Here is a 25,852-nt window from a genome sequence, read left to right as displayed (position 1 = left end):
ACCCGGGCAACTGGATGATCTACTGAAGAATATCATAATATAAAAAGATCCCGTCGTGAAACCAGGAATCCCCGGAGGCGTTTACTGCGGGGTCGTGATCCGGTACTTCCCCTGCGGTATCCTGATCTCGAACCGTGCACCCTTGCCCGGCCCGCCGGTCTCGGTGATGGTGATGCCCGTAAGGGAGAGGATCTCCCGGACAAGGAACAGCCCGAGCCCGGTGTTCTCCCCGAATCCCCGCTCGAAGATCTGCTCTTTGAGATCCGCAGCAATACCCACACCATCGTCTTCCCAGACAATAACAAGGTCATTTCCCGACTGCTGGTAAGAGACCCGGATCTTCGTCACCTGCTGTCCGTGCCGGGTGGAGTTGTCAAGAAGGTTGAAGAACACTTTCTCCAGCATCGGATCGGCAAGTGCCAGGATGCCCCGTATATCTGCATCCAGGGAAATCCTTGACGGGACGTACGGGTAGGGCATGATCGTCGCGAGGTCGATCCACTGCGGCTCATGGGTACCGAGGTTCTGGTAGATGCGGGTGAACTCCATCTGGGTCTTGATGGCTGTCGTGGCGGATCGTATCTTCATGAGATGTTCAGCAAGGCCGGGATCTGAATATTTTTTCTCAGCGATCTTCAGGTACCCGAGAATGATAGTGATCTTGTTGAGGAGATCGTGCCGCGTGACACTGCCGAGCAGGGTGAGTTGCCGGTTCGCCCGGGTGAGTGCCTCTTCGGCTTTCTTCCGCTCCGTCACATCATTGGCCACGCCCCGGAATCCGACCAGATTCCCCCCGGTGTCCAGCATCCGTGTCGGGCGGATCTCGACCACCATCTCATGCCCGTCCCGGTGGCGTGCGGGGACTTCAAATGGCGGGATGGGCCCCCCCGAGGTCACGTGCCGGGCCAGTATCTGCATCACCTGAGGCCGGTTCTCTTCCGGGATCAGGTCGGTGATGGATCTTCCCTCGATCTCTTTTGGTTCGTATCCCATGGTCATTTTCATCATAGGGCTGATATACCGGAATTTTCCCTGGAGATCGATCTCCCAGATCATGCCCGGTGAGGTCTCCACAAGGGAACGGTACCTCTCTTCGCTCTCCCGGAGCGCATTCTCGACCTGCCTGCGCTGGGTGATGTCCCGGATCACCCCCACTACGCCGACCGGTCTCCTGCTGCTGTCGAACGCAAGGGAGATGATGGTCTCGGTCCAGACCGTTGAACCGTCCTTTCGGTAAAATTCCAGTTCCATGGTGCTGTTGGGAAGGATCTCGTTCTCCTTCAGGCGCTCAAGTCCGATCTCCCGTCCCCTCATCAATACTTCAAGGGATGCCGGAGTCAGCGCGTCAGTGATGGATTCTGCCATCGCCTCTTCAACGGTAAATCCCCGCAATGCCATCACCGAGGGGGAGATGTAGGTGAGGTGCATATCCATGCTGGCTGTCCAGATTACGTCATGGACGTTCTCGGCAAGCAGGCGGTATTTTGCCTCACTCTCCCGGACGGCTTCCTCCGCCATCCTGATCTCGGTTATATCCTGGTTTGCACCATGGGTCTTGATCGTCCGGCCCTCAGCATCTTTGGTGAGCCCGATCCGGACAACCATGTGCCGGACCTCGCCATCCCTGCGGATGATCCGGTGTTCAATCCGGGACAGGTAGTCGGGATCGTTCGTTGTAATGGCCCGCTGTACTTCCTCTCTCACCAGATGTATATCATCCGGGTGGACAAATTCCCGGGCATAGACCTCTGCTGGCATCAGGTTGCCGCCCTCCCTCTCCGCGGTGGTACCATAGAGAGCATAGAACCGGTCATCGAACGTGAAAAGTTCTGACGCGACATCATACTCCCAGCGAACCAGGTGAGCCATGTCCATTGCCTCGGCAAGCATATGCTGGCTCCTGCTCAGCGCCTCCTCCGCCCGTTTGCGCTCGGTCACATCCCGAATGGAAACGAGATCCGCGGTTTTTCCTTCATAGTTGATGACCTTGCCAATACTTTCAAGGAAGATGGTTTTTCCGTGTGCTGTTGTCACCTTGTATTGTGCAAGGTACGCATCGTGCCCCCTGGCAACCTCACCAAAATCCCTGATCGCATCCTGCTGTGATTCGGGAGCGACAAATTCCATCACATTCCTGCCAGTCAGTTCTGCAGGACTCTCAAATCCCAGTGTGCGGACCGCAGCATCATTCGCAAACAGGATCGTTCCCTCGAGTTCGAGAACGAAGATGCCTTCAAGGGCATATTCCACAAGAGACCGGAACTTCTGTTCACTCTCACGGAGTGCACGATCCATCTGCATGCTCTCGATCTCCGCAGCCGCCTTCACGGCGATAATGTCCATGGTCTCCTGCATGGTCGGGGCAGGTATGATCGGGTTGCGGGATACTGCGCAGAGGATCCCGAATACCTCCCCCGCAGAATTCCGGAGGGGCGTGCCGATATATCCCCGGATATTAAACTCAGCAAGATCCCTGCCCTCGGGGAAGAGTTCCCTGACATTATCCTCGTACAGGCAGAATCCCATCTCTGTTACGTTCTCGCAGGGAGTTCCTTTGAGCGTGTACATGAAACCGGCAACCTCATTCCCGTCAAGGAGCATATACGTGACGTTCACGGTCTGCTTGTCCGGCTGGATCTCCCCGATCATGACGCCGTCGGTTCCCAGCCAGGAACTGATGTTCTCCGCGATCTGCCGGAGAGCATTGATTCCTGTTGTGCCTACCATGCTCCTGACCAGTGCCTGGAATGAAGACTCCCGGGCGGTGCGTTCCGTGATGTCCTCATCAACCCCGCAGTAGCCGATGAACGTCCCGTCCTCATCGAACACCGGTGATCCGCTTGTCCTGATGAGGACCGGCGTCCCGTTTTTGTGACGGTTGAGATTAGTGAAATTCCGGAACGGCTCACGCCCCTCCATGGTGGTAAATACCGCTTTTGTCAGATCCTCCTTTATGGACGGGTCGAGCAGGTCGTAGAAATGCATTTTCCCGACCAGTTCATCCGCCCGGTATCCGAGAATTTGCACGACTGCGGGACTGGAATACCGGTAGGTGCCATCAGGATCGATCTCCCAGATCCAGGAACCGACGTTTTCGCTCACTGCAAGAGACCGCAGCTCGTTTCTCCGCAGCTCACGTTCGGTGTTCTTCTGCCGGGTGATATCGGTGACGATTCCCTCGATTGCCACGAGGTTACCCGCATCATCCGTGACAGGCATATTCCTCTGGTTGAGCCAGTGGATCTCGCCGGCACGGTCAATGATCTGGTACTCATAGGCCGGCAGGACCTTCTTCTCAGGAAGGGCAGCCCACTGGATGCGGAAGTATTCCTTCCAGGCAGGGTGGATCAGGGTCCTGACGAGGCCGGGGTCTGCATGGAATTCTTCCGGTGTATATCCCGTGAGTGCGATCGATGCCGGGCTGACATACTCGAATTTCCCGTCAGGAACCGATATACGGAAAATCATATCCGGCGCATTGTCTGCAATCCGGCGGAACTTCTGCTCGCTCTTTCGGAGCGCACCTTCTGCCGTTTTGCGGTCGGAAATATCCAGGATGGTGGAGAGGATGTACGGTTTTTCCTGCATCAGGATATGGCGGGATGCGAAGAGGCATGCACGGTTCTCCCCGGCCTTGTTCCGGCACGTAATCTCCATGCCCTGGATATCCTGGCGGTTCCTGAATGCAGAGATCATCTTTCCGCGGTCTTCAGCCTCCGGGATCAGCCCTATCTGTTCAGAGGTTTTTCCGATCACCTGATCGCGGAGAAATCCGGTATTTCTCACGAACGTGTCATTGACATCAACAAAGACCCCGTCAGCGGCGGATACGAGCGTAAGCGCGACCGGGCTGCTCCGGAAGACCGTTGCGAACCTGTTCTCTGACTCGCGTACGCGCTCCTCACTGTTTTTGCGCTCGGTCACATCCCGCATGGATACCAGCACGGCGTCCTGGTCCTGGAACGGGATCTTCTTCCCGATGCATTCGACCCAGATCTTCCGGCCTGTTGTTGTAACGAGTTTATAATTCACCAGGTATGCGTCGGTACCCTGGAGGATCTTCTCAAAATCCCGGAGCGCCTCGTCCTTGCAATCCCCGGCGACAAACTGCAGCACGTTCGCTGTACCTGTCAATACTACCGGATCCGGGACATCAACGATGAGGCCTGCGGCCCGGTTGGCAAAGAGGAGTATGCCGGTTACGTCCGTGATCAGGATGCCGTCAAGCGAGTACTCGACCAGCGCCCGGAACTTCTCTTCACTGGCCCGGAGCATCTGCTCATTTTTACGGAGTTCCTCATAGTTCTGCCGGAGTTCCTCGTCCGATGCAGCAAGTTGTTCGTATGCCGACCGGAGTTCATCCTGCGCTCTGCGCAGGTCCGTGACGTCATGGGCAACCAGCTGGACTCCCTGAAAAACACCCTTGTCATGAAAAGGGATCCCATGGAATTCGAGAATTCTCGATCTCCCGTCTGGCAGGGGGAAGGTGATCTCCAGGGGCCCCGTTGTTCTCAGTGCCCTGTTGTCGAGGAACGCGGCATGGATCTTCTCCTGTTCTGATGGCGGGAAGTTATTGATCGGGAGCGCTTTTCCCAGGAGGTCCGGGGCGGTCATCCCCATCATCGCCAGAAGGGACGGGGAGACATAGGTCAGGAGGAAATCCCTGTCCACCAGAAGAACGATATCCGAGATCCGTTCCGCCATGCCCCGGAACTTCGCCTCGCTCTCCCGCAGGGCATCTTCAGCCCGTTTGCGTTTGGTGATGTCCTCAAAGATCGTGGCAAACCGGTCTTTTCCCGTGCAATAGGCCGAGATGGAGAAGAATTTGCCCATGGGGGAAAAGTAGGTCTCAAAGATCTCTGGCTCGCCGGTCCTCGCGACCCGGGCATAGATCTCAAGATACGGGGGTTCAGAGACACCGTAAGCCTCACGGCTGGTCTTTCCCATCACCGTACCGCTGTCGATGCCGAGGTGATGCCCGAATGCGGGGTTCGTGTCGAGAATCCGGTAATCCGTCGGGGTGCCGTCCCCGGAACAGATGAGTTCATGGAGAGCGGCACCTTCCGTCATATTCGCAAAAAGGTTATGGAAACTCTCCTGGCTCTCCCTGAGCCTCTCTTCCGCTCTCCTGCGTCCGGTAATATCCCGGAAGTACCACACCCTCCCGTAATATTTCCCGTTCTCCCCGTTCATGGGAGTTGAGAACCGCTCGAACACTCTTCCGTCTTTCAGCAGGAGCTCTTCAAAGCTCTTCTCGTCTTTGTGATCGTAGAGATACCTGACCCGGGAGAGAAATGCCTCCGGGTCGGTACATCTTCCCGCCACATGCTGCAGGACCGGCTCATCGAGACGGGATGCCATGAGCTCTTTTGGAATCTCCCAGAGTGCAATGAATTTCCGGTTGTAACTCAGGATCTTTCCCTGCTCGTCAACGATAAGTATCCCGTCAGGCGATGCTTCCTGTTCGATGGAGAGGAGGATATTCTTGAACATGACCTCTTCTTCTGCCCGCTTCTGTCCGGTGATGTCCCTGCCGACAACCTGGTATTCGGTTGGCTGACCATCCCTGTCGAACAGGGCCCGGACCGACCAGACCTGCCAGTATGTCCTGCCATCATTGCCGGTGATCCCATGCTCGATCTCGCGTATCGGCGCATCCGGGGAAAGCATGCCCGTGAAGGTATTCAGCCTCGCTTCATGACCCCCATGCATGATGTCGTACATCTTCTTGTTGTCGATACTAGAGAGTGCCAGCAGGGGCAGGAAGTACTGCCGGAACGCTTCGTTGGAAAAGGTGATGGTACCGTCACGGGTGAAACGGGCGATCATCTCGGTCTGGTCGTTGACAATGGAACGGTACTGCTCCTCGCGTTTTCGCAGTTCCTGTTCGGTCTTTTTTAATTCCGTGATGTCCCGGATGGATTCTATTGCGCCGGTAAGGTTCCCGTTCTCATCATAGAGCCGGCAGGCTTTTCCCCAGAAATGGGCAGATGTCCCGTCCGGTTCCTGGCGGATGGTCTCAGCGGTCAGGGTCGTGGTATCCCGGAGCGTATAGGAATACTTCCCCTTCTCGAACTGTTCATCGGGTGTGAGGACGAGGTCGATGAGCATCGGGCGGGCTTCCCGGTAGAATGCCCTGCCATAGATATAATCCCCCCTGCCCAATACGTCGGATGCACGGGTGCCTGTCATCTTCTCCATGGCCCGGTTCCACGCGATCACGGTACCTTTGTTATCGATGGCGAACGTGGCATCGGGCAGGAAGTTGATGATATCGGCAAGCCGGCGCTCGGAATCCCTGAGGGATCGTTCTGCATGACGACGGGCAACCGCCTGCCTGATCTTGTGCTCCAGTTCGGCAAACTGTGCGTCCGGGTTGCCGCCCTTCTGAAGGTAGAAATCCGCGCCATTGTTGATGGCCTGGATAACAATCTCCTCGCGGCCCCGGCCGGTGAAGAGGATGAACGGAACGTCCCCAAACCGCTCCCGGACGGCTTTTAAAAATGCGATGCCGTCCATGACGGGCATCTGGTAATCGGAGATGATGGCATCGTACGACCGGAGCAGGAGGGTATCGAGCGCTTCCTGTGCCGAAACTGAGGTCTCTACCCGGAACTCCCCGGACTGCTCCAGAAAGATCTTTCCTATTTCCAGGAGGTCACGTTCATCATCGACATAAAGGATGGAGATCATCGCGGGGTCCGTGGGATATCGATGATCTACAGAAGATTAGCATGATAGAAAAAGATGTCGTCGTACTCTTTAGGTCGTATGGATCTCACGACGGATTTATGGATCTTTGCGTAAGAAATCCCCGCAGCCGGTTTATTCCGGTATCTCCCTGCACAATGGCCGGGCAAGGTGCCTTCGTGCAGTTGGTGGTACTTCGAACCAGCCCGTTTCCAGCGTGCGGGAAATTTCCTGCACATCCGGTAGATCCGCCCGGGCACCGCACTTCCTGCATTTCCACCCCTTGTCCTTCCCGTCACTCGTCATACGCTTGTTGCACGCGGTACAGACCGGCGGGCGGATTCTCCGATCGTCTGCAAGCGAGACGATCTTCAGTTTTTCAAGATTGATGCTCCCTTTTTTGAAACTCCCGCACGCGATCACGTCATCTCCTGGTATCAGCTGGCGGACGAGCTGCCGGAAATTTTTCGTTGGCTCGTACGCCATGCACCGCACGGAGGGATCGCCATCCCGGATCGTGAACGAGACATGCCCGCCGGTACCGGTTTTCGGAACATCAGCAACGGTCCCGCGGACCCGGTACGAGAGCCCTTCGCGGAGTTCGCCGATCGCTGCATCGAGCAGGTGGGCATCGGTGCCCTGGTTGGTCACCCAGATCTGTTCGAGCGACGGGGGCTCGGATTGGATCATCTGCCGGGCGGCCATCACCCACCGGGGGCTCTCCCCCCGGATGCCGAAGAGGACCGGGTCGGGGGTATGCGGGACGCAGACCACGACATCGTTGGCCACGTCCACGGTGTCCCACGTGTGCGGGAAGGTTGCCGCTTCGGCGTCAAACAGGCTCCTGCGGTCAACCTCGCGGGGCGTGCCGAACCGGGCCGGTTCGCGGTACACGAGGATCTCGGAAGTCTGGTCTGCGAGTTCGCTTGCGATTGCTGCGGTTGCCCCGATCAGGCCGCGCCGGTTCTTCCAGCCCCGGTACCGTGCACCTGCCGTATCAAGGATGGCAACGGCTTCCTCAATGGTGCAGAAATCGGTAACCGCTTTCCGGTAAAAGGCCGGGTCGGGCTTCTTCTCGGTGACAACCACCCCCGGGTTGGTGTTCTCACAGGAAAAATCGGCGAGTTCCTCCACAAGATCGCATGCGATAGTAAAGGCACGGTCAGGTTCTCCCTCTGCAGTGAGCATGATCGCGGCGTTGCCCCGGGTCTTGAAGGTGACGTTCGGGTTGAGCCGGACGAGTCGGGACTCGCGCACCTGCATATGTTCATGGATCAACCTGCGGGCGAGCACTGCCCCGAGGTAGGTCGTGCACATCCCCTGGGGCGAATCCGTATCATCAATGCCGATCAGCATGTCGAAGAGTAATCGTGTATTTCTGTTCACCGTACGATTTTTCCGGTTTTGTATGCGTTCAGTGTTTTTTTGACTGTTTACCGGATGTATATTAATAGATGGGAGCGCTTAATCCATTTGTATTCACATGTCCCAGGACCGCCAGCTCCAGCTGGTTACCAGCGTTATGATCTCGGCAGGCTTCGAGGTCTCCGAGCGCTTCACCCTGCGCCCTCGGAGTTTTGACCTCATAGCACGGAATGACGGGACGCTGCTCGTGATCAAGGTGGTCTCCCACATCGACTCGGTGAGCGAGGAGGTGGCGTTTGATATCGAACTGATATCCCGGCTCCTTGGCGGTGTCCCGCTCATTGTCGGGGAACGGGCCCGGGATGCGGAGCTGGAGCGGGGGGCGGTCTATGTGCGGTACGGGATCTATGCGGTCAGCCCCTCCACGCTCTATGATTATTTCGTGGAGAAGATTCCCCCGCTCGTGTATGCATCGCCCGGTGGGCTGTACGTCAATATCAATGGGGATGCCCTCCGCGATCTCAGGGAGAAGCGCAACATGTCGCTCGGCGATCTCGGCAATGTGCTCGGGGTCTCGCGGCGCACGATCAGCAAGTACGAGAGCGGCATGGGGACAACCCTGGACGTGGCAATCCGGATCGAGGAATTTTTCAACACCGGTGTGGTAGAATCCATCGAACTCATCCGGAACGAGAAGCCAAAGGCAATGGAACCCGAAGAGAAGAAGACCGGCTCCTATGTCCAGAGCCCGATGGATTTCCTGGAACAGATCGGCGTCCGGCTCCACACGCTCCACGGCGCCCCGTTCCAGGCCCTCCTCACCTTTGACAAGCATACGATCCTGACCGGGTACGGCACCTCCCAGAAAGTGGTCAAGCGGGCTGCCCTGATCGGCAATCTCTCGCACATCGCAAAGAAGCACGCGATGTGTATCATCACCGATTCCGAAAAGGAGAAGAAGATCGGGCGGACGCTGGTGATCAGCGAGCAGCGCCTGCATAAAATCGAAGACGGATTTGAGCTTCTCGACCTGCTCGGAGAGTGAATTCTCAATAACCTATATATAGAACCACAAACCACTTTTAGTGCTAAAAGTGGTGATTTTTAATGTCACAGCAACTTGGAGGACAGCAGATTCTTATTCTTAAGGAAGGCAGCACCCGTACCCGCGGCCGCGACGCCCAGGGTATGAACATCACCGCCGCTAAGGCAGTGGCCGCTGCAGTCAGGACCACACTCGGTCCCAAAGGTATGGACAAGATGCTCGTCGACACCATCGGCGATGTAGTTATCACGAACGATGGTGTCACGATCCTCAAGGAAATGGACATCGAGCACCCGGCCGCAAAGATGATGGTCGAGGTTGCAAAGACCCAGGACGCCGAAGTCGGTGACGGAACCACCTCCGCGGTCGTCATTGCCGGGGAACTCCTCAAGAAGGCAGAAGACCTCCTTGAACAGGATGTCCACCCGACCGTTATTGCGGCAGGCTACCGCCAGGCAGCTGAAAAGGCGCAGGAAATCTTAAAAGAGATCGCCTTCGATGTCAAGCCAAGCGACAAGGCACTGCTCCGGAATATTGCAGGCACTGCAATGACCGGCAAGAGCGCAGAGGCCAGCAAGGACAAGCTCTGTGATCTCGTTGTCAAGGCAGTTACCATGGTCACCGATGCAGACGGCACCGTTGACATCGAGAACATCAAGGTCGAGAAGAAGACCGGTGGCTCGATTGAGGACTCAGAGATCGTTGAAGGCGTACTTATCGACAAGGAACGCGTTCACCCCTCAATGCCCAAGAAGGTCACCAATGCGAAGATCCTCCTGCTCAACGCAGCTGTTGAGTTCAAGAAGACCGAAGTCGACGCCGAGATCAATATCACCTCCCCCGACCAGCTCCAGTCCTTCCTCGATGAGGAAGAGCGCATGGTCAGGAACATTGTCGACAAGATTGTAGCGAGCGGTGCAAACGTCCTCTTCTGCCAGAAGGGCATTGACGACATTGCACAGCACTACCTGGCAAAGGCAGGACTCTTTGCAACCCGCCGTGTCAAGAAGAGCGACATGGAGAAACTCGCCCGGGCAACCGGTGCAAGCCTCGTCTCCTCTATCGATGCGATCAGCAAGGATGAGCTCGGCAAGGCCGGACTCGTTGAAGAGCGCAAGGTCGGCGGTGAAGAGATGACCTTTGTCGAGCAGTGCAAGAACCCCAAGGCAGTCTCGATCATTGTCAAGGGTGGTACCGAGCACGTAGTCGACGAACTCGAACGCGCAATCCACGACGCACTCCGCGTTGTCGGTGTCGTTGTCGAGGACAAGAAGGTTGTCGCAGGTGGCGGCGCACCCGAGACCGAGCTCTCGCTCCGTCTCCGCGAGTACGCAGCAACCGTTGGCGGCCGGGCCCAGCTCGCCATCAACGCATTTGCCGATGCACTCGAAGTCATCCCCCGCACCCTTGCAGAGAACGCAGGACTTGACCCCATCGACATGCTTGTCGAGATCCGTGCAGCGCACGAGAAGGGCAAGAAGACCTTCGGTCTCAATGTCTTTGAAGGCAAGGCAGTTGACATGAAGGCGGCCGGCGTTGTCGAGCCCCTCCGCGTCAAGACCCAGGCCATCTCCTCTGCTGCAGAAGCAGCAGTCATGATCCTGCGTATTGACGATGTCATCGCCTCATCCAAGAGCCCGATGCCCGAAGGCGGTATGCCTCCGGGTGGAATGGGCGGCATGGGTGGAATGGGCGGTATGCCCCCCGGCATGGGCGGCGACTTCTAAACCCCTTTTTTAAAAAACGATTTATTCAGTCCTTTATCGGAACTCTTGCTTTCGGAACTCTTACCCATCACCGTAGTGACCTGACGGTTCTAGTCATTGCCATCACAATCACAGGTACTTGTCCGGACCTCAGGGACCGCGACACAATATCACATTTGTCTGTCCACGGCGAGATTCGCCAGCGGGTAAGATAAAAAAAAGGAAATGGGTCTGGTATCAGGATGAATTACTTGTTGCTACCGTGGTCGCTGCTCTCATGCCATAGTAAGTATCGCCTTTCTTGACGATGATGACACCGGTTGCATTCAGGTTATAGCCATCCGTATATTCGAAGGTTCCCTCGGATTCGCCGAACGTATATCCTGAGCTGGCACCACCGACGATATCTCCGGAGTTGAACTTACCTGCATGGTCCCCGATGATCTTGACAGAGTGTACGGTCTTTTCATCATTGGTCCAGGTAATCATTGTGCCCGGGAGAACCATCAGGACAGAAGGAGTAAACGTATTATTTGCGATATGGATGACCGTGATCTTGGTTGACGGGGTCATGCCTGCGGTGATAAGGGTGGTTGTTGCAGGAACTACCTCTGTTTCGGTAGCGGCGGCAGTCTCATTGGCTGCAATTGTCCCGACGGGTATTGCCTCCGTGGTGACTTCAGTGGTCGGGGCAACGGTGGTCTCGACGGTTGTTTCAACGGGTGTAGGTACTTCTGTCGGTACTGTTGTTGGCACAGTTGTAGTCACGGGAGCGGTTGTTGTCTGCTGGGTACATCCACTGACCGCAACAAGAACGATAATTAAAATCAGGATTCCGATACATCTCTTCATAACCAGTAAATTGAATTCTCCTGATAATTAAATTTGCTAAGCGTTCTGTGTCCCGTTCCCTTAAACAAACCAGAATTTTCTTCTGGAGGGAAAAAACAAAATCATTGAGCGTGTCCCTTCCCGGATCACGCGATACTAAAAATGACTCGCAGGTGTGGCAAAGCATACCCTCAGTGATCGATGGTATCATGCAGGCAACAGGTTAATGAACCCGCACGCATTCAGTATCTTCCATGAGCGGCCGGTTCATCTTCACAAAGTACCGTACGGACTGTTACCATTGCAGGAAGATCGCGGACCAGATCATCACGGCGGTCCCGTATCAGGCGCAGGTAGCCTGCGACAACTGCGGGGCCACCCGGGTCTTCATTCCCCGTATTGAGGATGTAGATACTGCGGGTATCCTCTCAAAGATCGGGAAGTACCCGGTCTGGGAACTGGAACAGGAGACCACGTGCCGTAACTGTCAGGTTACCGGCCCGCATGGCATCATTGTCAGCACCCGGTATCTCACGGTCCGGTGCAGGCACTGCCAGTTCACGCACTTCTACAAATTTGATCTCGAATATATGGCAAAGGATGAGGTGAAGTCCGATCCCGTTCCGGTCACTCATACCCCCTAGTACCTGAACGGGGTCCGGGGTCGGAGGGGGTGCTCGCACGGGATGCCTGGTGGAGGACTCTCTCAATCCCGACATAGTTGTGTTGTCAGATGATCTCGGGATCTGACCTGCCGGATTTATCAGGATATCTGCGTTAAAGATATTTGATGGATAATAAACGGGGTTAATGACCCTGGTGATCCTGGCCGCGCTTTTCCTGACGCTTTTTATGGCCGGGCTTTTGATAATCTTTATTTTCCATATAGACGGATTCACCATTCCGGCACAATACTATGAAGCCTACCGTGATGAATCCCCGCGGGATCATCCGGATGTTGTCAGTGCCCGGGACCTGACCGAGGAGGATATGACTGCTCATCCGGCACTTTCTGCACTGATTATCCACCGGAAAAGGGTTGTGGTCTCCCTTGATCCCCGCCAGGTACTGTCCCTGGCACGGGAGTGGAACCGGTACAGCTGGATGCCGGTCTCACCGGACGATGAAGCGTTCCTTTCTGCCTTCCAGGACCGGATAGTCTGGTATCACGGGAAGACCTATTATATTGAGGGACCTGTCGGGATCCCTTCCGGGGAGAAATGTGGTCGGGGCACGCAGTGCTGATATTCAGGCATACTGAGGTAAAACGGATGATCACCCGCATGACTGGATGGCCGGGTAGGTATTTGCGTATTTCTCCACATTTTCCGAGAGACTCTCCCGGAGTTTCGGGCTCTTGGCAAGGAGAAAGAAGACGATCTCGTTATCCGTTATGGAGATGGGTTTTATACCCGTGACGTCCTCGATCTGCGAACACCGGCTCCTGACATACCCATCGCGTGACCGGCGGGGAAAATGCTGGTAGATCATCAGGATTGAGCGGGTGTCCATGGCGTCTGCGATCTTTTTGAGTTCATCGAAGAGCAGGTGTTGCTGTGTGGGATTTTTTACCTCAAGCCCGGTGTCGGGATCCAGGAAGATGAGGGACTGGCGGGGAAATTTCTCGAACATTTTCTGGAAATAGTCTGCCCGGTGTTCATGGGAGAACCGGTCGGGATGGACGATATCGATAAAAATATTCTCTTTTGTAAAATAAGTCCGGATCCCCTCGAAGTAATCCAGGTCATCCTCGATCTCATGGAGCCGTCCCAGGTGCACCATCAGGTCCCTGTTCTGGGAACCCGCTCTCCCTGCGCTGAACGCCTTTTTGAGATCCCGGGTAGTGCCCGACCTCTCTTTTGTCGGTTCTTTATGGTCTGTCAGCATCGGTATAAAGGAAAAACTGTTGAGATCGGGAAAACTTTTCATAATGTGGCGGACGAGATCGAACTTGAAGAGGTCGCGTGTATCACCGGAAAAAGAATTATTCATGGAATCATCCCAAAGCGAGAGATTTTAATCCCGGGATGAAAAAGGTTGTGGAATTATATCATCTGTAAAAATTGTTATAAAAAAAGGTAAAAGTCGGTTTATTTCTCTTCCCGGACCATTGCAATCGCTTTTTTCGGGCACTCGTTGGCACATATTCCGCAGCCCTTGCAGAATACGAGATCGACATTGAGATCCTGATCAATGGCGGCATCGGGGCAGTACGTGGAGCAGAGCCCGCAGGCATTGCACTTCTCCTTGTCTACGACCGGGCGGAACACCCGCCAGGTTCCCGTTTTCCCGGCAGCTCCTTCGATCGGCCGGCTTATGGCCAGGCGATCGTGCTGTGTGTTCCGGGTCATGCGCTCATCTCCTTTGCAGCGGCTTCAGCAGCCTTGACATTCCGTTCATCGGTAAACGTCTCACGGATTGCTCTCTTTGCCGAATCAACCGAAACGATCCCGATCTTTGCAAGGGCGCCGATGACCGGCGTGTTCAGGATCGGGCTCCCGGCAACAACGAGGTTCTCCTTGAGGGCAATTCCGGTCAGGTCGACATGGCTGGACGTGAACCCTTTGAACTCCCGGGCATGGGCGCTGTTGACCAGCACCCTGCCCCCGCTCTTGAGCCCCTGGAGGACATCGACGACGTCCATGACACTCGCGTCGAGAACGATCACCATGTCGGGTTTTTTGATCTGGCTGTAGATCCGGATTGGCTTGTCATCGATCCGGACGAACGAGACGATGGGGGCTCCCCGGCGCTCTGCGCCATAGAACGGCGCTGCGGTGGCGTACTTGCCATCGTGGATTGCCGCGAGTGCAAGAAGCCGGGCCGCGGTAACGCCGCCCTGCCCGCCCCGCGAGTGGATACGGATCTCAAACATGGTTCTTCACCCCGAACCAGAACTCAGTTCCCATACGGCGTTTCCGGACAAAGTCAGCCATGTCCTCGTACGTGACCTCCTGTCCGCCGAGACCGGCAATAACACTGAAGACCTCTTCTTTGGTCTGTGCCATAATCTCCGTGGCGAGGATTCCCCCGCGGCCAAACGAATAATCGCGGTCGATGACAACAACCTGCTTTCCCACAAGGTTGAGTTTCGGGAAGGGGCGCAGCCAGCGCAGGCGCATGGAGCCGGCTTTGATCCCTTCCTTCCGGAGCAGGTCGACGGCAACTTCGGCCTCTTTTCCCAGTGTCCCCATCGCGACGATAATTACCTCGGCATCTGCGCACTGGTAGTCTTCGGTCATCCCGTACTTCCGGCCAAAGCGCTTTGTGAACTCCTTCTCGGTCTCTTCGATGACCTTTGCGGAATCCCGTATCGACTTCTCGATGTCCCAGCGGAACATGACCTGCTGATCGGGGGCAGTGAGGCATCCGTATCCTGCCGGGTTCTTCACGTCAATTGCGTGCGGAAGGTGGATGGGCGGGATGAAGTCCCCGATGTCCACGGTGTCGAGCGGCTGCATGATGTGGGAGAGCAGGAACCCGTCGAGATTGACCATCACCGGGAGGAGGACATCGTTGTGCTCCGCGATTCGGAATGCCATCAGGGTTGCGTCGTATGCTTCCTGCACGGTACTGACATAAACCTGGAGCCAGCCGGTGTCCCGCTCCTGCAGGGCATCGGTGTGTTCTGCCCAGATATTCCAACCCGGCCCGAGAGACCGGTTGACGGTTGCCATGACAATGGGAAGGCGCGCCCCGGCAGCCCAGTTGGTCATCTCGTGCATGTAGAGAAGCCCGTGGGAGCTCGTGGCGGTAAAGGTGCGGACACCCGTGATACTTGCGCCGATACAGGCCGCCATCGCGGAGTGCTCGCTCTCGACGGCAATGTACCGGCTTTTCAGTTCCCCGCTCGATACAAATTCTGCGATCTGCTCCACGATCTCGGTCTGCGGCGTGATCGGGTATGCAGCAACCACTGCGGGGACAACCTGTTTCACGGCTTCGGCGACTGCCTTGTTGCCGGTAGAGATCTTCTTCATGGGGTCGCCTCCTCTGCCTGGAGTTTTGCATAATTCTTTGCAATGCGCTGTCTGAGGATCTCGACGGTTTTTGTATCGATTCCCTTGAACCGGCCCTGGGGCGCGAGGTACTCCTCAAGTGCGATGGGCTTTTTCATGGCAGCTTTTGACTGGGCCCCGATGGTGAGTTTCCCGTACTCGCGCTCGTAGAGCACCCACATGCCGGACTTCACGGCAAGTTTACCCATCTCGACACTCTTCTCGGTGGAATAGCGCCAGCCGGGCGGGCAGGGTGCGAGGATGTGGATGAAGGTCGGCCCCCGGAAGGTGAGGGCCTTTTTCACTTTCTTGAAAATATCCTGCGGGTAGGCTGCACAGGCAGTTGCCTGGTACGGCGGGTCGTGGGCGGCGATGATCGCATCGATGTCCTTCTTCCCCTCGGTCTTTCCCGCGGGGGTTGTCGTGGTCCGTGCGCCGAGGGGGGTACCGCCGGAGCGCTGCATCCCGGTATTGCCGTACGCTTCGTTATCGTAACAGATATAGAGGAAATCGGTGCCCCGCTCAAAGGCGCCCGACATTGCCTGGATGCCGATATCGAGCGTTCCCCCGTCACCGGCATAGGCGATCACATTCGTCTTTTTGCCGGCAGCCCGGAACGCGTTGCTCATACCGGAAGCACAGGCGGCGGCAGAGGCAAAGGCGATATTGTATACGGGAACATTGAAGGCAGTGTTCGGGTAGGTTCCCTGGATAACACTCGTACAACAGGCCGGCACAACCAGCACGGTGTCCGGTCCTGCGGCTTTGAGCACGTAGCGCAGGGCCAGCGAATCGCTGCACCCGGCACACGCTGACGTGCACTTCAGGATGTATTTTTCCTTGGGAATTTCTGGGATGGTATTCAACTCCTGCTGGTGGTTGTGAATGGATCGCCCGAGCGCACCATGCGATCGTGGATCTATCACTATTCTTCATCATGAGTAGTGAAAAAAGTATCAGATCCGGTCCTGAGGCCGCCTGCCTGTTCATGAGGACTGTCGTCTCGCGGTGCGGGGGCTGGTGCGGGGAAGGGGTGGAGTGTCAGGCCGGATATTGCCTCTTTGAAATGCCCGGTTATTGCATCCCGCCCCACATCATCTCCAAATCCCTCGAATCCGGGGGAATTAAAATTTGGGTTGTTTGTCCTCCCGCAGCTATCCCCGGGTACACCGGATGCAGCAATCACTTTCACCCTGCCCGGTCCGGGGTTTAAATCTCCCGTTTATCAACAGAGTATGTGGGGAGGACGACACAAACCCTCTCAAGAGTCAGATGCCAGTAACCCCTGCATCGCTCCTCCCGACCTCTCAAGACCAAAAAACCCCACTTTTCTTTTTTGTGCATCGCACACCGGCGGTCATCTGCCTTTCAGCATGAATAATGGAGGCTTTTTCGTGCAACACGGAATTCAGTATATCCACGCCCTCTTACCAGAACGGGGAACGCGTAGTGAAAAAAACAATATATTTAGGGATCATTTCTCTAATGTCTTCTATGGCGCTTCGATCCCTGAACCTTCCCGGTATTGGAACGAAATACGAGTTTGAAACCGATAAGGGCGATACGGTTGCGATCTTTTTCACCAAGACCGGCACGATTCAGATGTACACGCTCCAGAAAGGCTGCAAGACCCCGAGCGCAGCCGAGATGACCCCGGTTGAGGCACGGCGCCTGGGAAACATCCTCACCGGTGCGATCATCGACGCGGATCAGGAGAGCGTGGAGATCGCGTTCTCGGCGCTTGCCGATCTCCGGGTCACCATCCATACCTTTTACATCCCGAAAACGGTCGCCGGAAAGACGATCGAAGACCTCCAGATCCGGGCAAAAACCGGTGCAACCGTGATTGCGGTCTGCCGGCAGGACAAGAACATCATCAACCCCGCGCCCTCGTTCGTCTTTGAGGATGGGGATGCGGCACTGGTCATTGGGGAGAGCGACCAGATTAAAAAATTTGAGCGCGAAATTATGGTGGAGTAATGGAAGGCCTCATCATCGCGCTCTTCGTCTGCATGGTGCTTGCGCTTATTTCCAAATATCTCTCGATCCCCGCCATCCCGTTTTATATCCTTGCCGGTATCGTGCTGGGTAAAGCCGGGCTCGGCATTGTCCATTCGGATGAGATCAGCCAGTTCTTCTCGGAGATCGGCCTGCTCTTCCTGTTATTCTTCATGGGCCTTGAGCTGAAACTGGACCGGATGATTGCCGACCCCTCCAAATTACTCACCGCCGGCCTCATCGGTCTCATCGTGGATATGGGGATAGGGTTCACTGCGGCCTACCTCCTCGGCTTCCCGCTCAAGGAGGCCTTCATCATCGGCACGGCCTTCTACATCACCAGCACGGCGATTGTCATCACCTCGCTCATCGAGAACCGGAAGCTGATGATGAAAGAGGCAGAGTTGATCATCTGGATGGAGGTCTTCGAGGACCTTGTCCTGATCATCATCATCGCCCTGCTGTCATCGGGGGACAAGGATCTCCTGTTCTTCTTCCTCAAGATCGTACTGGCACTGGGTGTCATGTACGCCATTGCACATTACGGGAAGGAGTTCCTGATCTCCATTCTTGACCGCGACGATGAGACGCCGATCCTGTTCACCTTCGCCGCAGTGCTCACTACCGCCGCTCTGGCGATAGTCTTGGGCATTCCGGACACGATGATGGTGATCGCCCTTGGTGCCGCCCTTGCCACAACGGATCCCGATGCCTTCGAGCAGCACGCCCGGCCGTTCAAGGATGTCTTCCTTGTCATGTTCTTTGTCTTCTTCGGGGTCACGATCGACTTCGCGAGCGGGGTGGACCTGTATACGATAGCAATACTCTGCATCCTGGCTGTCCTGAGCAAGCTGATCTCCGGAATGCTCATCGGGCTTACCATTTTCGGTTCTGCACTTTCAGGTCTTGAGATCTGGTCAAACACGATCAGCCGGGGAGAGTTCTCGATCGCCCTCGCGGTTCTCTATGGATCGCCGGTAGTAGGTACGGTTATCGCCGCGCTGGTCATTGTAACGACCCTTGTCGGCGCGTTCATGTCAAAATACAGTACCTGGCTGCGGCGGGGAATCGTCAGCCACAGCCGGAGAAAAGCCCTCATGCACCGCCCGCATACGGGCCGGTAGCGGTCATTCGATCAGGACGAGCCCGATCGAGTGGACACGGGAGTGAACGATCTTCCCGTACTCAAGATTCTTGCACGGAATGGTCGAGAGTTTCCACCCGAGGTTCCCTGCGGTGGCAAAGACATCGATGCCGGCAGCTTCCATGCTGGGGCGGACAAGGTCCATATGCCGGCACTTTCTCCGGATGCTCTCGTCAACAATTCCTTCGGACTCCTCCGCAACACAGTGCTGGTGCTCGCACCAGATGCAGGGATAGCCCCCGAACCCGAACGCCTTGTAATACCCGTCATAGAACGCTGTCTTCTCGAGCTCGTGAACGGTTCCGTTCACCCATTTGATCAGGTCTGCATACCACGGGTGGAAATCCATCGGGATATCGTCCGGCCCGAATTCCCCATGGCCCGGCACCCCCTCAAACGAGAGGAGGAGCCCGATGGAGTACTCGTTCACCATGCGGCGTGTCTCATCCGGTGACGGGGCATACGGGGGACACCCGAGATGCTTGCCATATCCCTTACAGCCGTACCGGCACTTGAACCGGACCCACTGGGAGACAACGATATCCCCCGGGGCGATCTCCTCTGCGTTCACCCCTTTTTTACGGGCATGTGCTTTCAGGAATTCAATCTCATCAAGAAGATTCTTCTCCATAGGCTACCCTGATAAGAGAAGGATCAGAGCCGGAAATGATAATGGTTCCGGCCAAAAGGGCAGGTCACCTTTTCAGGATTCGTGATCGTTTCCTGAGCTGCTGTGCTGCCCGTGGCACCGCTTGTCGAGGATACGCTGGACCACCAGCCGCGAACTGCAGAGCTCACCGTCAGCATACCTGCCGATGCGCACGATCCGGGGCGTGAGGTTGCGGGCCCGGAGCTGCTCTTCGAGTTTTGCCTCGTTGAACATCTGGTTGAACCCGATGGTGATGATCTCCGGCTGGATCTCTTCGATGGGCCGGAACATGTCTGTCTTGTCCCCGAGGAGTGCATGGTCCACGGGTTTGAGCGCGGCAACCATAGCAAGGCGGTGCTCCTCCGGGATGATCGGTTGCGGCTTGTGCTTCACGTTGATGTCACGGGCAACGATCACCCAGAGCTCGTCCCCGAGTTTCCGGGACTCTTCAAGGTAAAAGAGGTGTCCCGGGTGGAGGATATCGAACGTTCCCGTGGCAACGATACGGTGGCCGGTCATGCGATCACCTCAAGATCGCAGGGCTCCCCGTCCGCGGTGAAACACCGCCAGTCATTCTTCCGGTAGGGATACCCGATGATCAGGTGGTACCGCCCGGTCCGCGGGAAGAAATTGAGATCCGCATCCGAGGGGATGATCACGCCGTTGGGATGGCTGTGGACACTCCCGGCCACGTGGGTATCGAGCGGCATCATATCATAGAACAGGGATGCAGAGTCCTCGCGGCCAATGGTCCCGGGCAACAGGTTCAGCTCTTCCATGACCCCGTCCTGCTCCCGTATCACGGCAGCGAACTCGTTCGGGTGGTTCTCGCGCCCCATCTCAAGAAGAAGCGTGAGGAGATCCTGCCGGATACCGCGGATTTTCATGGTACTGTCCTGCCAGCACGTGTCGTACTGTACCGATCTTCTTGAACGCGATCGCAAAAAAACTCTCCTCATAAAAAAGGATTTATTTCTCGACCTTTGCCAGATCCGAACTCAGATCCTGCGAAAGATCGGCACCGGTGAAGTCGCCGCTCGTGGGCAGTCCCATGGCAAATCCCGGTGTGATATCATATTCGACCGTGGTGTTGGCCGGTACGGTGAAGTCGAGGATATGACCGCCGGTTGTCTTGTCATCGCTGATAAAGTGGAGGTGGTATCCCGGAACATTGAGGCCTTTGAAGAAGACCGGGGTGTAGAACCCGACAATCGTTCCGGTGGTATCCGTATACGTGTACACCGACTGGTTCTTCGCCGCCTCGGTCAGCGTGGGATACGGCTTCTGCTGGGCCGGTATTGCCCGTACCTTCATCAAGGGGAATGTCCCGTGCATCCGTACCGCGTACACCATGTTCCCGGTCGGGAGTCGTTTCTCCATATCAGAGGAGAAGACGGATAAGTTCATGGGGGTTTCTGTTACAACCGCTTGATCGCCGGAAAAATACGTCACGGTCGCAAACGGCGTGGTCAGGTTGTCTCTTACCACATAGATATGCCCGTCAGCCTTAGCCTGATATACAACGCCATCCAGCATGATCAGCTCGCCATCCAGCGCTTCGAAGGTGCCGATCCCGAAATCCCCGTGGCGTTTCAGTTCCCCGACCGGCTGGACCCCGTCAAAGACTCCCAGTACCAGGGCATCGATGGTCGAGACCTGGTAAGCCGTATCATGGTCGGAGGAGTCCGGCACGGTTGTTTTGACAAAATGGGTATATACGGAGGCACCGGCAAACACGAGCACAATGGCAAGTCCGATGCCCAGAAAAAACTTGTGATCCATGCGGACACCAGAAAACGGGTTATTTCTTTCCGGTCACTTTGATGACATGGAACCCGAACTGGGTCTTGACCGGTCCGACAACCTTGCCGACCTCTTCTTCGAAGGCGATCTTCTCGAACTCGGGGACCATCATGCCCTTCCCGAACCAGCCGAGGTCGCCGCCGTTCTTACCGGAGGGGCATTTGGAGAACCGCTTTGCAACCGCGGCGAAATCCTCGCCGTCTGCAATGCGCTTCATCATCGATGATGCTTCCTGTTCGCTCTTGACAAGAATATGGGATGCACGTGCCTGTGTAACCATGCAATACAGGTGCCTTTTTCGGGAGATAAAAGATTGGATCGGTCAGAACTCTCCGTCCTGCTCGAAGCTCCGCCCATACCGGATTGCCAGCTCGGCCTTGTACAGTTCCCGGCCAAGGTAGCCGGCATGGTCGAGCAGGGAGACCTCCCCCTGCGAGAGGAGCGTGTACAGGACATCGTGCCAGCGTGTTCCTTTCAGGGCTCTCCCATGGATCACCGCAACGATCTGGTTGCCCTCGATGCCGATCCGGAAGTTGCCTTTCGGATCGTACTCCAGATCGTCCGGCATTTTCTTTGTCGCAACCACGGTGTCGTATTCGAGCGGGGGCTCGCACCGGCACCGCTTCTCTTTCAGGACTAGGAGATCGATCCCAAGATCTTTTGGGTAAGGCCGGTCCCGGGCAAGCGCCATCATCTCTGTCGCCGTTCGCATCTCGCAGACAGACCCCCGCGTCTTGTCGGAGTGCTCGCTCGTGAAGATAATGGCGGCCCCAAGTTCCATTGCCATACCGGCCAGGAGTGCGTTTGCGCCAATCGAGTCTGCATCAATGAGCTCAGCAACATTGCCGGCGCCAAAGAAGAGGGGGTAGCGCCCGTTTTTAAAATTTTTCAGCGATGCAACCAGGCCGGATCCCACGGGCCGCAGGAGCGGGTCGGCGATAATACACCGGATCCCCGCCCGTCGTGCCAGGCTGATGTTCTGTGCGAGCGTGGCATTTCCCGGAACGATGACTGCGGCAACACCGGCCTCTGCCACCTCTTTTCCCACGAGCGGGAGATTCATCTCCTGGAGGCTGAGGATGATATCGGCCCGGGCGAGCGCTGCCCGGATCAGGGCAGGATCCTGCGTGTCTGCGGCAAGCGGCCGGTCGATCCCGTCGAGCGCCGAGAAGACCCGGTTCACGTCAGCGGGTGTTGCATCGAATCCGAACCCGAGGTCAACGATATCCGCCCCTGACAGGAAGTACTGCTCCACCCGCTCCCGGATATCCCTGCACCGGTGGGCATCCATGATCTCCGCGAGCACCTTCATCCGCGACTCCCCGCCGATCTTTGTGGTGCGGATGATACAGTCACATCCGGCATCCCGCTCCATAGCCTCTACCCTGGCCATCGCTTCCTGTGCCCGCTGCGAGGTGAAGAACTCATCCGCGGGAACGGTGCGGGAGAGGGGGATCGTTCCGATACGAGGGAGGATCATCGCCAGGTCTGCCGCGTGGCGGGGACCCCGGTATACCGGCACCCCGCTCTCCCGCTCAACCTGTTCAAAGGAAGCGGTACTCATCCCGGGTACGATGACCATATCGTACTCTGCCCGGTTGAGGAGTTCCCTGAGCCGGTGCGGTGTCAGGAATGAAGCAATCTCCCCGGTCACGACGACATCCGCATCAAAACCGGCGGCTGCCTTCCGGACCATTTCTTCGGTGGCGGAACCGGTGGGGAGGAGGATGCGCATAAGTTCCCTTAATACCAGAGAGATAAAAATACTATGATCAGATGCTAACCTGCGATCTGCACGTGCATACGAACTATTCCAAGGATGGCGAGAGCAGCGTTGAGGAGATCCTCCGGCAGGCAGAAGCAGAAGGGCTCGACGCTATCGCCATCACCGATCACGATACCGTGGACGGTGCAAAAAAGGCACTGACCCTTGCGTCATCGGTTCTCGTCATCCCCGGGATAGAGGTCTCGACAAAGCAGGGCCACCTGCTGGTGCTCGGCGTTACCGAGATCATTCCCGCAGGTCTGGATGTTATGGCGACGGTCAGTATTGCCCGGGAGATGGGTGGCCTTGCCATCCTCCCCCACCCGTACCATGTCTGGAGGCACGGTGTCGCCCGCAGGAAGAAAGCCGGTATGAACGTTGTGGATGCGGTCGAGGTATTCAACAGCCGGTATATCGTCGGTTCTGCAAACCAGAAGGCGGCCCGGATCGCAAAACGGCTGGGCAAGCCCTGTGTTGGCGGGAGCGATGCCCATAACGCGAAGTTCGTTGGTTTTGGCCGGACGTATGTTGAAGCGGATAAGACGGTGCCGGCCATCCTTGAGGCGGTCCGCGCCGGGAAGGTATCCTGCGGCGGGAAGAAGACACCATTGCGCACGTATACGCGCCAGTCTATCAACAACACATGGAGAAAGATAAAGCGGATAACCCGTCACCTGCAACTCCGGTAAGACTTGCCTTCCGGGTCTCGTATCTCGGCAGCAGTTTCTTCGGATCGCAGATGCAGGTCTCCAGCCGGACCGTGGAAGGGGAGTTCATCGCAGCCTGCCAGCGGCTCAGTCTCTTCTCTGACTGGCGGGAAGCGGGGTTCCTGTTCGCCGGCAGGACCGATCGCGGCGTTCACGCAATCGGGCAGGTGGCCGCATTTACAACGACCGCACCGGAACGTGCAGTCCGGACCATCAATACCCAACTCCCTCCCGACTGCTGGTGCACCGGCTTTGCGGAAGTCCCGGCTCAGTTCCACCCGCGATATGACGCGAAGATGCGGACCTACCGCTATTACTTTGCCGAACGTCCCTCAGACGTCGGGGCAATGGCGCGTGCGGCCGGTCGGTTTGTCGGGAACCATAACTTCACCAACTTTGCCCGACTCGAGGACCGGAATCCTTACCGGACTGTCCTTTCAGCAACGGTTGTGGAAGAAAGAGATTTTGTTTTCCTTGAAGTGACCGCGGAGAGTTTCCTCTGGCACCAGGTCCGCTGCATGGCATCAGCCCTGCTCCGTGTCGGTGACGGGGAAGCTGAGGAGAGCATCGATGCACTTCTGACCGCTGAAGCAGAAAAACCCCTCCAGCCTGCACCTTCAGAAGGTCTTATTCTCTGGGACACGGACTGTGGCATCAGCTGGACCCCGATCCCTGCCGGTGAACGCACCACCTCGTTTGTCAACCAGATCCTCCGGCACCATGCACTCATGGGGAATGTGTGCCGGGTGATGAGATCGGAGCAACCGCCCGTCCCATGAATAATGACCTGCACCCCTTTTCCGATCCATCAGGAATTCCCCCTCACGATCCGCAGTAAGAGACAGGGTTTTGCATGTACAGGCGTTTATCACCTGTACCTAGTACCCGGTTTTTTGCGGTCTCACGAGAATCCCATGACTGCCCTGGACCCTGTCAGTCAATCGTACGGGCACAGCCACTTGCAACAGCGGCGTTCCGGACCGCTGCAGCCACTGCGGTTACTACGTTACGGTTGAGGACCGCAGGCAGAATCCTGTCTTTTCGTGGTTGTCTGACGAAATCTGCAATGGCATGGGCGGCTGCAACTTTCATCTCGTCCGAGATCCGCGTTGCACGGGCATCGAGCGCCCCCCGGAAGATACCGGGAAACGCCAGGGCATAGTTGATCTGGTTGGGGAAATCATTCCGCCCGGTACCGACAATTGCTGCCCCGGCCTCGCGTGCATCGGCGGGCAGAATCTCCGGCATGGGATGCGCCATGGCAAAGATGATGGGATCCTTATTCATCGAGCGGACCATTGACGGCGTAATGATCCCCGGTACTGAAACCCCGGTACAGACATCGGCGCCTTTCATGGCATCGGCAAGGGTTCCGGTCCGGCCGGTCTTGTTGGTCTCCTCCGCGATGATGAACTTGTATTTGTTGGCATAGAGACCGTCGCGGTGCCGGTGGATGATCCCGCTCCGGTCGCAGACAATGATATCATTGACACTGCTGCAAAGGTCGGGGTTGTAGCCGATGCACTTGAGCATCCTTGTTATGGCAAACCCTGCGGCTCCTGCACCGCATACGACGATGTTCAGGTCCTCGAACCGTTTTTTTGTCACCCGGCAGGCATTGAGGAGGGCTGCGAGGACCACAACGGCAGTCCCGTGCTGGTCGTCGTGCATCACCGGGATACCGATGTTCTGGAGCGACTCTTCGAGTTCAAAACACCGTGGCGCCGCAATGTCCTCAAGGGCGATCCCGCCAAAGACCGGCGCGATATTCCTGATATCATCAGCAAATTCCATGTGGTAGCGCTCAAAACAGAGGGGAAACGCATCGATCCCGGCCAGCTTCTTGAACAGGAGGGCTTTTCCCTCCATCACGGGGATTGCGGCATACCCCCCGATGTTTCCCAGCGAGAGCACCCTGGATCCATCGGTCACGATGGCAATGGTGTTGGCCTTAAGGGTGTATTTGTATGCGAGATCTTTGTTCTTGTGGATCTCGCGGCAGACCTCGGCAACGCCCGGGGTGTATGCAAGGGAGAGTTCATGCCGGTTGGTGACAGGAACTTTCGAATAGACTTCGATCTTGCCCCGGTGTTTCCGGTGAAGTTCGAGAGACTCTGCATAGATGTCACCCTTCTTTGCCCGTTTCAAGGT

General features: G+C 56.5%; 23 protein-coding genes. 8 read left to right on the top strand and 15 right to left on the bottom strand.

Features of this window, described 5'->3' with window-relative positions:
* Positions 1-81: 81 nt before the first annotated feature.
* On the bottom strand, positions 82-6,693 hold the full coding sequence (locus tag LUQ43_RS10385; RefSeq protein WP_299967208.1) for a PAS domain S-box protein: 6,612 nt from the start codon (positions 6,691-6,693) through the stop codon (positions 82-84).
* A gap of 132 nt (positions 6,694-6,825) precedes the next feature.
* Positions 6,826-8,046 (bottom strand): tRNA(Ile)(2)-agmatinylcytidine synthase, encoded by a 1,221-nt coding sequence (locus LUQ43_RS10380; protein WP_299967271.1) that lies wholly within the window; start codon positions 8,044-8,046, stop codon positions 6,826-6,828.
* 127 nt (positions 8,047-8,173) lie between these two features.
* Here LUQ43_RS10380 and LUQ43_RS10375 point away from each other — a divergent pair, with 127 nt between their 5' ends.
* Both LUQ43_RS10375 and thsA read left to right on the top strand, forming a co-directional pair.
* Positions 8,174-9,100, top strand: coding sequence for a transcriptional regulator (locus LUQ43_RS10375; RefSeq protein WP_299967205.1), 927 nt, complete (start codon positions 8,174-8,176; stop codon positions 9,098-9,100).
* A 62-nt stretch (positions 9,101-9,162) separates the two neighbouring features.
* On the top strand, positions 9,163-10,827 hold the full coding sequence (thsA, locus tag LUQ43_RS10370) for a thermosome subunit alpha (RefSeq protein ID WP_299967201.1): 1,665 nt from the start codon (positions 9,163-9,165) through the stop codon (positions 10,825-10,827).
* Positions 10,828-11,043: 216 nt separating this feature from the next.
* On the opposite strand, the gene LUQ43_RS10365 is transcribed toward thsA, so the two are convergent.
* Entirely contained in the window at positions 11,044-11,658 is a 615-nt protein-coding gene (locus LUQ43_RS10365; protein ID WP_299967199.1) for a cupredoxin domain-containing protein, read from the bottom strand.
* Positions 11,659-11,891: 233 nt separating this feature from the next.
* Between LUQ43_RS10365 and LUQ43_RS10360 the strand changes: the two genes are divergently transcribed.
* Positions 11,892-12,281, top strand: coding sequence for a hypothetical protein (locus tag LUQ43_RS10360; RefSeq protein ID WP_299967196.1), 390 nt, complete (start codon positions 11,892-11,894; stop codon positions 12,279-12,281).
* Positions 12,282-12,447: 166 nt separating this feature from the next.
* The gene (locus LUQ43_RS10355; protein WP_299967193.1) at positions 12,448-12,882 is read left to right on the top strand and encodes a hypothetical protein; all 435 of its coding nucleotides are present in this window, start codon (positions 12,448-12,450) and stop codon (positions 12,880-12,882) included.
* A gap of 30 nt (positions 12,883-12,912) precedes the next feature.
* On the opposite strand, the gene LUQ43_RS10350 is transcribed toward LUQ43_RS10355, so the two are convergent.
* The 5 genes from LUQ43_RS10350 to LUQ43_RS10330 form a co-directional block, all read right to left on the bottom strand.
* Entirely contained in the window at positions 12,913-13,629 is a 717-nt protein-coding gene (locus LUQ43_RS10350; protein ID WP_299967190.1) for a hypothetical protein, read from the bottom strand.
* Between the two features lie 98 nt (positions 13,630-13,727).
* Positions 13,728-13,988 (bottom strand): 4Fe-4S binding protein, encoded by a 261-nt coding sequence (locus LUQ43_RS10345; protein WP_299967187.1) that lies wholly within the window; start codon positions 13,986-13,988, stop codon positions 13,728-13,730.
* On the bottom strand, positions 13,985-14,512 hold the full coding sequence (locus LUQ43_RS10340; protein ID WP_299967184.1) for a 2-oxoacid:acceptor oxidoreductase family protein: 528 nt from the start codon (positions 14,510-14,512) through the stop codon (positions 13,985-13,987). The genes LUQ43_RS10345 and LUQ43_RS10340 overlap by 4 nt, the downstream gene beginning before the upstream one ends.
* Positions 14,505-15,617: a pyruvate ferredoxin oxidoreductase gene (gene porA / locus LUQ43_RS10335; RefSeq protein ID WP_299967181.1), complete on the bottom strand. Its 1,113-nt coding sequence runs from the start codon at positions 15,615-15,617 to the stop codon at positions 14,505-14,507. Before porA ends, LUQ43_RS10340 begins: the two co-directional genes overlap by 8 nt.
* Positions 15,614-16,492 carry a thiamine pyrophosphate-dependent enzyme gene (locus LUQ43_RS10330; protein ID WP_299967269.1) on the bottom strand — a complete coding sequence of 293 codons (879 nt, stop codon included), beginning with the start codon at positions 16,490-16,492 and terminating at the stop codon, positions 15,614-15,616. Before LUQ43_RS10330 ends, porA begins: the two co-directional genes overlap by 4 nt.
* 637 nt (positions 16,493-17,129) lie before the next feature.
* Here LUQ43_RS10330 and LUQ43_RS10325 point away from each other — a divergent pair.
* Together LUQ43_RS10325 and LUQ43_RS10320 are read left to right on the top strand one after the other, a co-directional pair.
* Positions 17,130-17,615, top strand: a complete 486-nt coding sequence (locus tag LUQ43_RS10325; protein ID WP_299967179.1) for a TrkA C-terminal domain-containing protein — start codon at positions 17,130-17,132, stop codon at positions 17,613-17,615.
* The gene (locus LUQ43_RS10320) at positions 17,615-18,757 is read left to right on the top strand and encodes a cation:proton antiporter (RefSeq protein WP_299967177.1); all 1,143 of its coding nucleotides are present in this window, start codon (positions 17,615-17,617) and stop codon (positions 18,755-18,757) included. Before LUQ43_RS10325 ends, LUQ43_RS10320 begins: the two co-directional genes overlap by 1 nt.
* Positions 18,758-18,760: 3 nt before the next feature.
* On the opposite strand, the gene LUQ43_RS10315 is transcribed toward LUQ43_RS10320, so the two are convergent.
* The 6 genes from LUQ43_RS10315 to LUQ43_RS10290 all read right to left on the bottom strand — a co-directional run bounded on the left by LUQ43_RS10315 (position 18,761) and on the right by LUQ43_RS10290 (position 22,964).
* Positions 18,761-19,408: a DUF2284 domain-containing protein gene (locus tag LUQ43_RS10315; protein WP_299967174.1), complete on the bottom strand. Its 648-nt coding sequence runs from the start codon at positions 19,406-19,408 to the stop codon at positions 18,761-18,763.
* A 72-nt stretch (positions 19,409-19,480) separates the two neighbouring features.
* Positions 19,481-19,945 carry an FAD synthase gene (locus tag LUQ43_RS10310; RefSeq protein ID WP_299967169.1) on the bottom strand — a complete coding sequence of 155 codons (465 nt, stop codon included), beginning with the start codon at positions 19,943-19,945 and terminating at the stop codon, positions 19,481-19,483.
* Positions 19,942-20,313, bottom strand: a complete 372-nt coding sequence (locus LUQ43_RS10305) for a Mov34/MPN/PAD-1 family protein (protein ID WP_299967166.1) — start codon at positions 20,311-20,313, stop codon at positions 19,942-19,944. The genes LUQ43_RS10310 and LUQ43_RS10305 overlap by 4 nt, the downstream gene beginning before the upstream one ends.
* Before the next feature lie 82 nt (positions 20,314-20,395).
* Positions 20,396-21,208, bottom strand: a complete 813-nt coding sequence (gene budA / locus LUQ43_RS10300) for an acetolactate decarboxylase (protein ID WP_299967164.1) — start codon at positions 21,206-21,208, stop codon at positions 20,396-20,398.
* 19 nt (positions 21,209-21,227) lie between these two features.
* A complete protein-coding gene (locus LUQ43_RS10295; RefSeq protein WP_299967162.1) occupies positions 21,228-21,509 on the bottom strand; it encodes a peptidylprolyl isomerase in 282 nt (93 codons plus the stop codon).
* A 42-nt stretch (positions 21,510-21,551) separates the two neighbouring features.
* The gene (locus tag LUQ43_RS10290) at positions 21,552-22,964 is read right to left on the bottom strand and encodes a dihydropteroate synthase-like protein (RefSeq protein WP_299967159.1); all 1,413 of its coding nucleotides are present in this window, start codon (positions 22,962-22,964) and stop codon (positions 21,552-21,554) included.
* A 41-nt stretch (positions 22,965-23,005) separates the two neighbouring features.
* Here LUQ43_RS10290 and LUQ43_RS10285 point away from each other — a divergent pair, with 41 nt between their 5' ends.
* Both LUQ43_RS10285 and truA read left to right on the top strand, forming a co-directional pair.
* Positions 23,006-23,683 (top strand): PHP domain-containing protein, encoded by a 678-nt coding sequence (locus LUQ43_RS10285; RefSeq protein WP_299967157.1) that lies wholly within the window; start codon positions 23,006-23,008, stop codon positions 23,681-23,683.
* Positions 23,638-24,480, top strand: coding sequence for a tRNA pseudouridine(38-40) synthase TruA (gene truA, locus LUQ43_RS10280; protein ID WP_299967155.1), 843 nt, complete (start codon positions 23,638-23,640; stop codon positions 24,478-24,480). Before LUQ43_RS10285 ends, truA begins: the two co-directional genes overlap by 46 nt.
* Positions 24,481-24,634: 154 nt before the next feature.
* Here truA and LUQ43_RS10275 read toward each other — a convergent pair whose 3' ends face one another.
* Entirely contained in the window at positions 24,635-25,849 is a 1,215-nt protein-coding gene (locus LUQ43_RS10275) for an NADP-dependent malic enzyme (RefSeq protein ID WP_299967153.1), read from the bottom strand.
* Positions 25,850-25,852: the final 3 nt, after the last annotated feature.

This window comes from Methanoregula sp. (assembly GCF_028679125.1).
Classification (GTDB): Archaea; Halobacteriota; Methanomicrobia; order Methanomicrobiales; family Methanospirillaceae; genus Methanoregula.
This window is presented reverse-complemented; position numbering and strand designations above follow the sequence as displayed.

Excerpts from the sequence above, each read along its gene's own strand:
- LUQ43_RS10385 (WP_299967208.1), bottom strand. The coding sequence starts at position 6,693 with ATGATCTCCATCCTTTATGTCGATGATGAACGTGACCTCCTGGAAATA.
- LUQ43_RS10380 (WP_299967271.1), bottom strand. The coding sequence starts at position 8,046 with ATGCTGATCGGCATTGATGATACGGATTCGCCCCAGGGGATGTGCACG.
- LUQ43_RS10375 (WP_299967205.1), top strand. The coding sequence starts at position 8,174 with ATGTCCCAGGACCGCCAGCTCCAGCTGGTTACCAGCGTTATGATCTCG.
- thsA (WP_299967201.1), top strand. The coding sequence starts at position 9,163 with ATGTCACAGCAACTTGGAGGACAGCAGATTCTTATTCTTAAGGAAGGC.
- LUQ43_RS10365 (WP_299967199.1), bottom strand. The coding sequence starts at position 11,658 with ATGAAGAGATGTATCGGAATCCTGATTTTAATTATCGTTCTTGTTGCG.
- LUQ43_RS10360 (WP_299967196.1), top strand. The coding sequence starts at position 11,892 with ATGAGCGGCCGGTTCATCTTCACAAAGTACCGTACGGACTGTTACCAT.
- LUQ43_RS10355 (WP_299967193.1), top strand. The coding sequence starts at position 12,448 with ATGACCCTGGTGATCCTGGCCGCGCTTTTCCTGACGCTTTTTATGGCC.
- LUQ43_RS10350 (WP_299967190.1), bottom strand. The coding sequence starts at position 13,629 with ATGAATAATTCTTTTTCCGGTGATACACGCGACCTCTTCAAGTTCGAT.
- LUQ43_RS10345 (WP_299967187.1), bottom strand. The coding sequence starts at position 13,988 with ATGACCCGGAACACACAGCACGATCGCCTGGCCATAAGCCGGCCGATC.
- LUQ43_RS10340 (WP_299967184.1), bottom strand. The coding sequence starts at position 14,512 with ATGTTTGAGATCCGTATCCACTCGCGGGGCGGGCAGGGCGGCGTTACC.
- porA (WP_299967181.1), bottom strand. The coding sequence starts at position 15,617 with ATGAAGAAGATCTCTACCGGCAACAAGGCAGTCGCCGAAGCCGTGAAA.
- LUQ43_RS10325 (WP_299967179.1), top strand. The coding sequence starts at position 17,130 with ATGGCGCTTCGATCCCTGAACCTTCCCGGTATTGGAACGAAATACGAG.
- LUQ43_RS10320 (WP_299967177.1), top strand. The coding sequence starts at position 17,615 with ATGGAAGGCCTCATCATCGCGCTCTTCGTCTGCATGGTGCTTGCGCTT.
- LUQ43_RS10315 (WP_299967174.1), bottom strand. The coding sequence starts at position 19,408 with ATGGAGAAGAATCTTCTTGATGAGATTGAATTCCTGAAAGCACATGCC.
- LUQ43_RS10310 (WP_299967169.1), bottom strand. The coding sequence starts at position 19,945 with ATGACCGGCCACCGTATCGTTGCCACGGGAACGTTCGATATCCTCCAC.
- LUQ43_RS10305 (WP_299967166.1), bottom strand. The coding sequence starts at position 20,313 with ATGAAAATCCGCGGTATCCGGCAGGATCTCCTCACGCTTCTTCTTGAG.
- budA (WP_299967164.1), bottom strand. The coding sequence starts at position 21,208 with ATGGATCACAAGTTTTTTCTGGGCATCGGACTTGCCATTGTGCTCGTG.
- LUQ43_RS10295 (WP_299967162.1), bottom strand. The coding sequence starts at position 21,509 with ATGGTTACACAGGCACGTGCATCCCATATTCTTGTCAAGAGCGAACAG.
- LUQ43_RS10290 (WP_299967159.1), bottom strand. The coding sequence starts at position 22,964 with ATGCGCATCCTCCTCCCCACCGGTTCCGCCACCGAAGAAATGGTCCGG.
- LUQ43_RS10285 (WP_299967157.1), top strand. The coding sequence starts at position 23,006 with ATGCTAACCTGCGATCTGCACGTGCATACGAACTATTCCAAGGATGGC.
- truA (WP_299967155.1), top strand. The coding sequence starts at position 23,638 with ATGGAGAAAGATAAAGCGGATAACCCGTCACCTGCAACTCCGGTAAGA.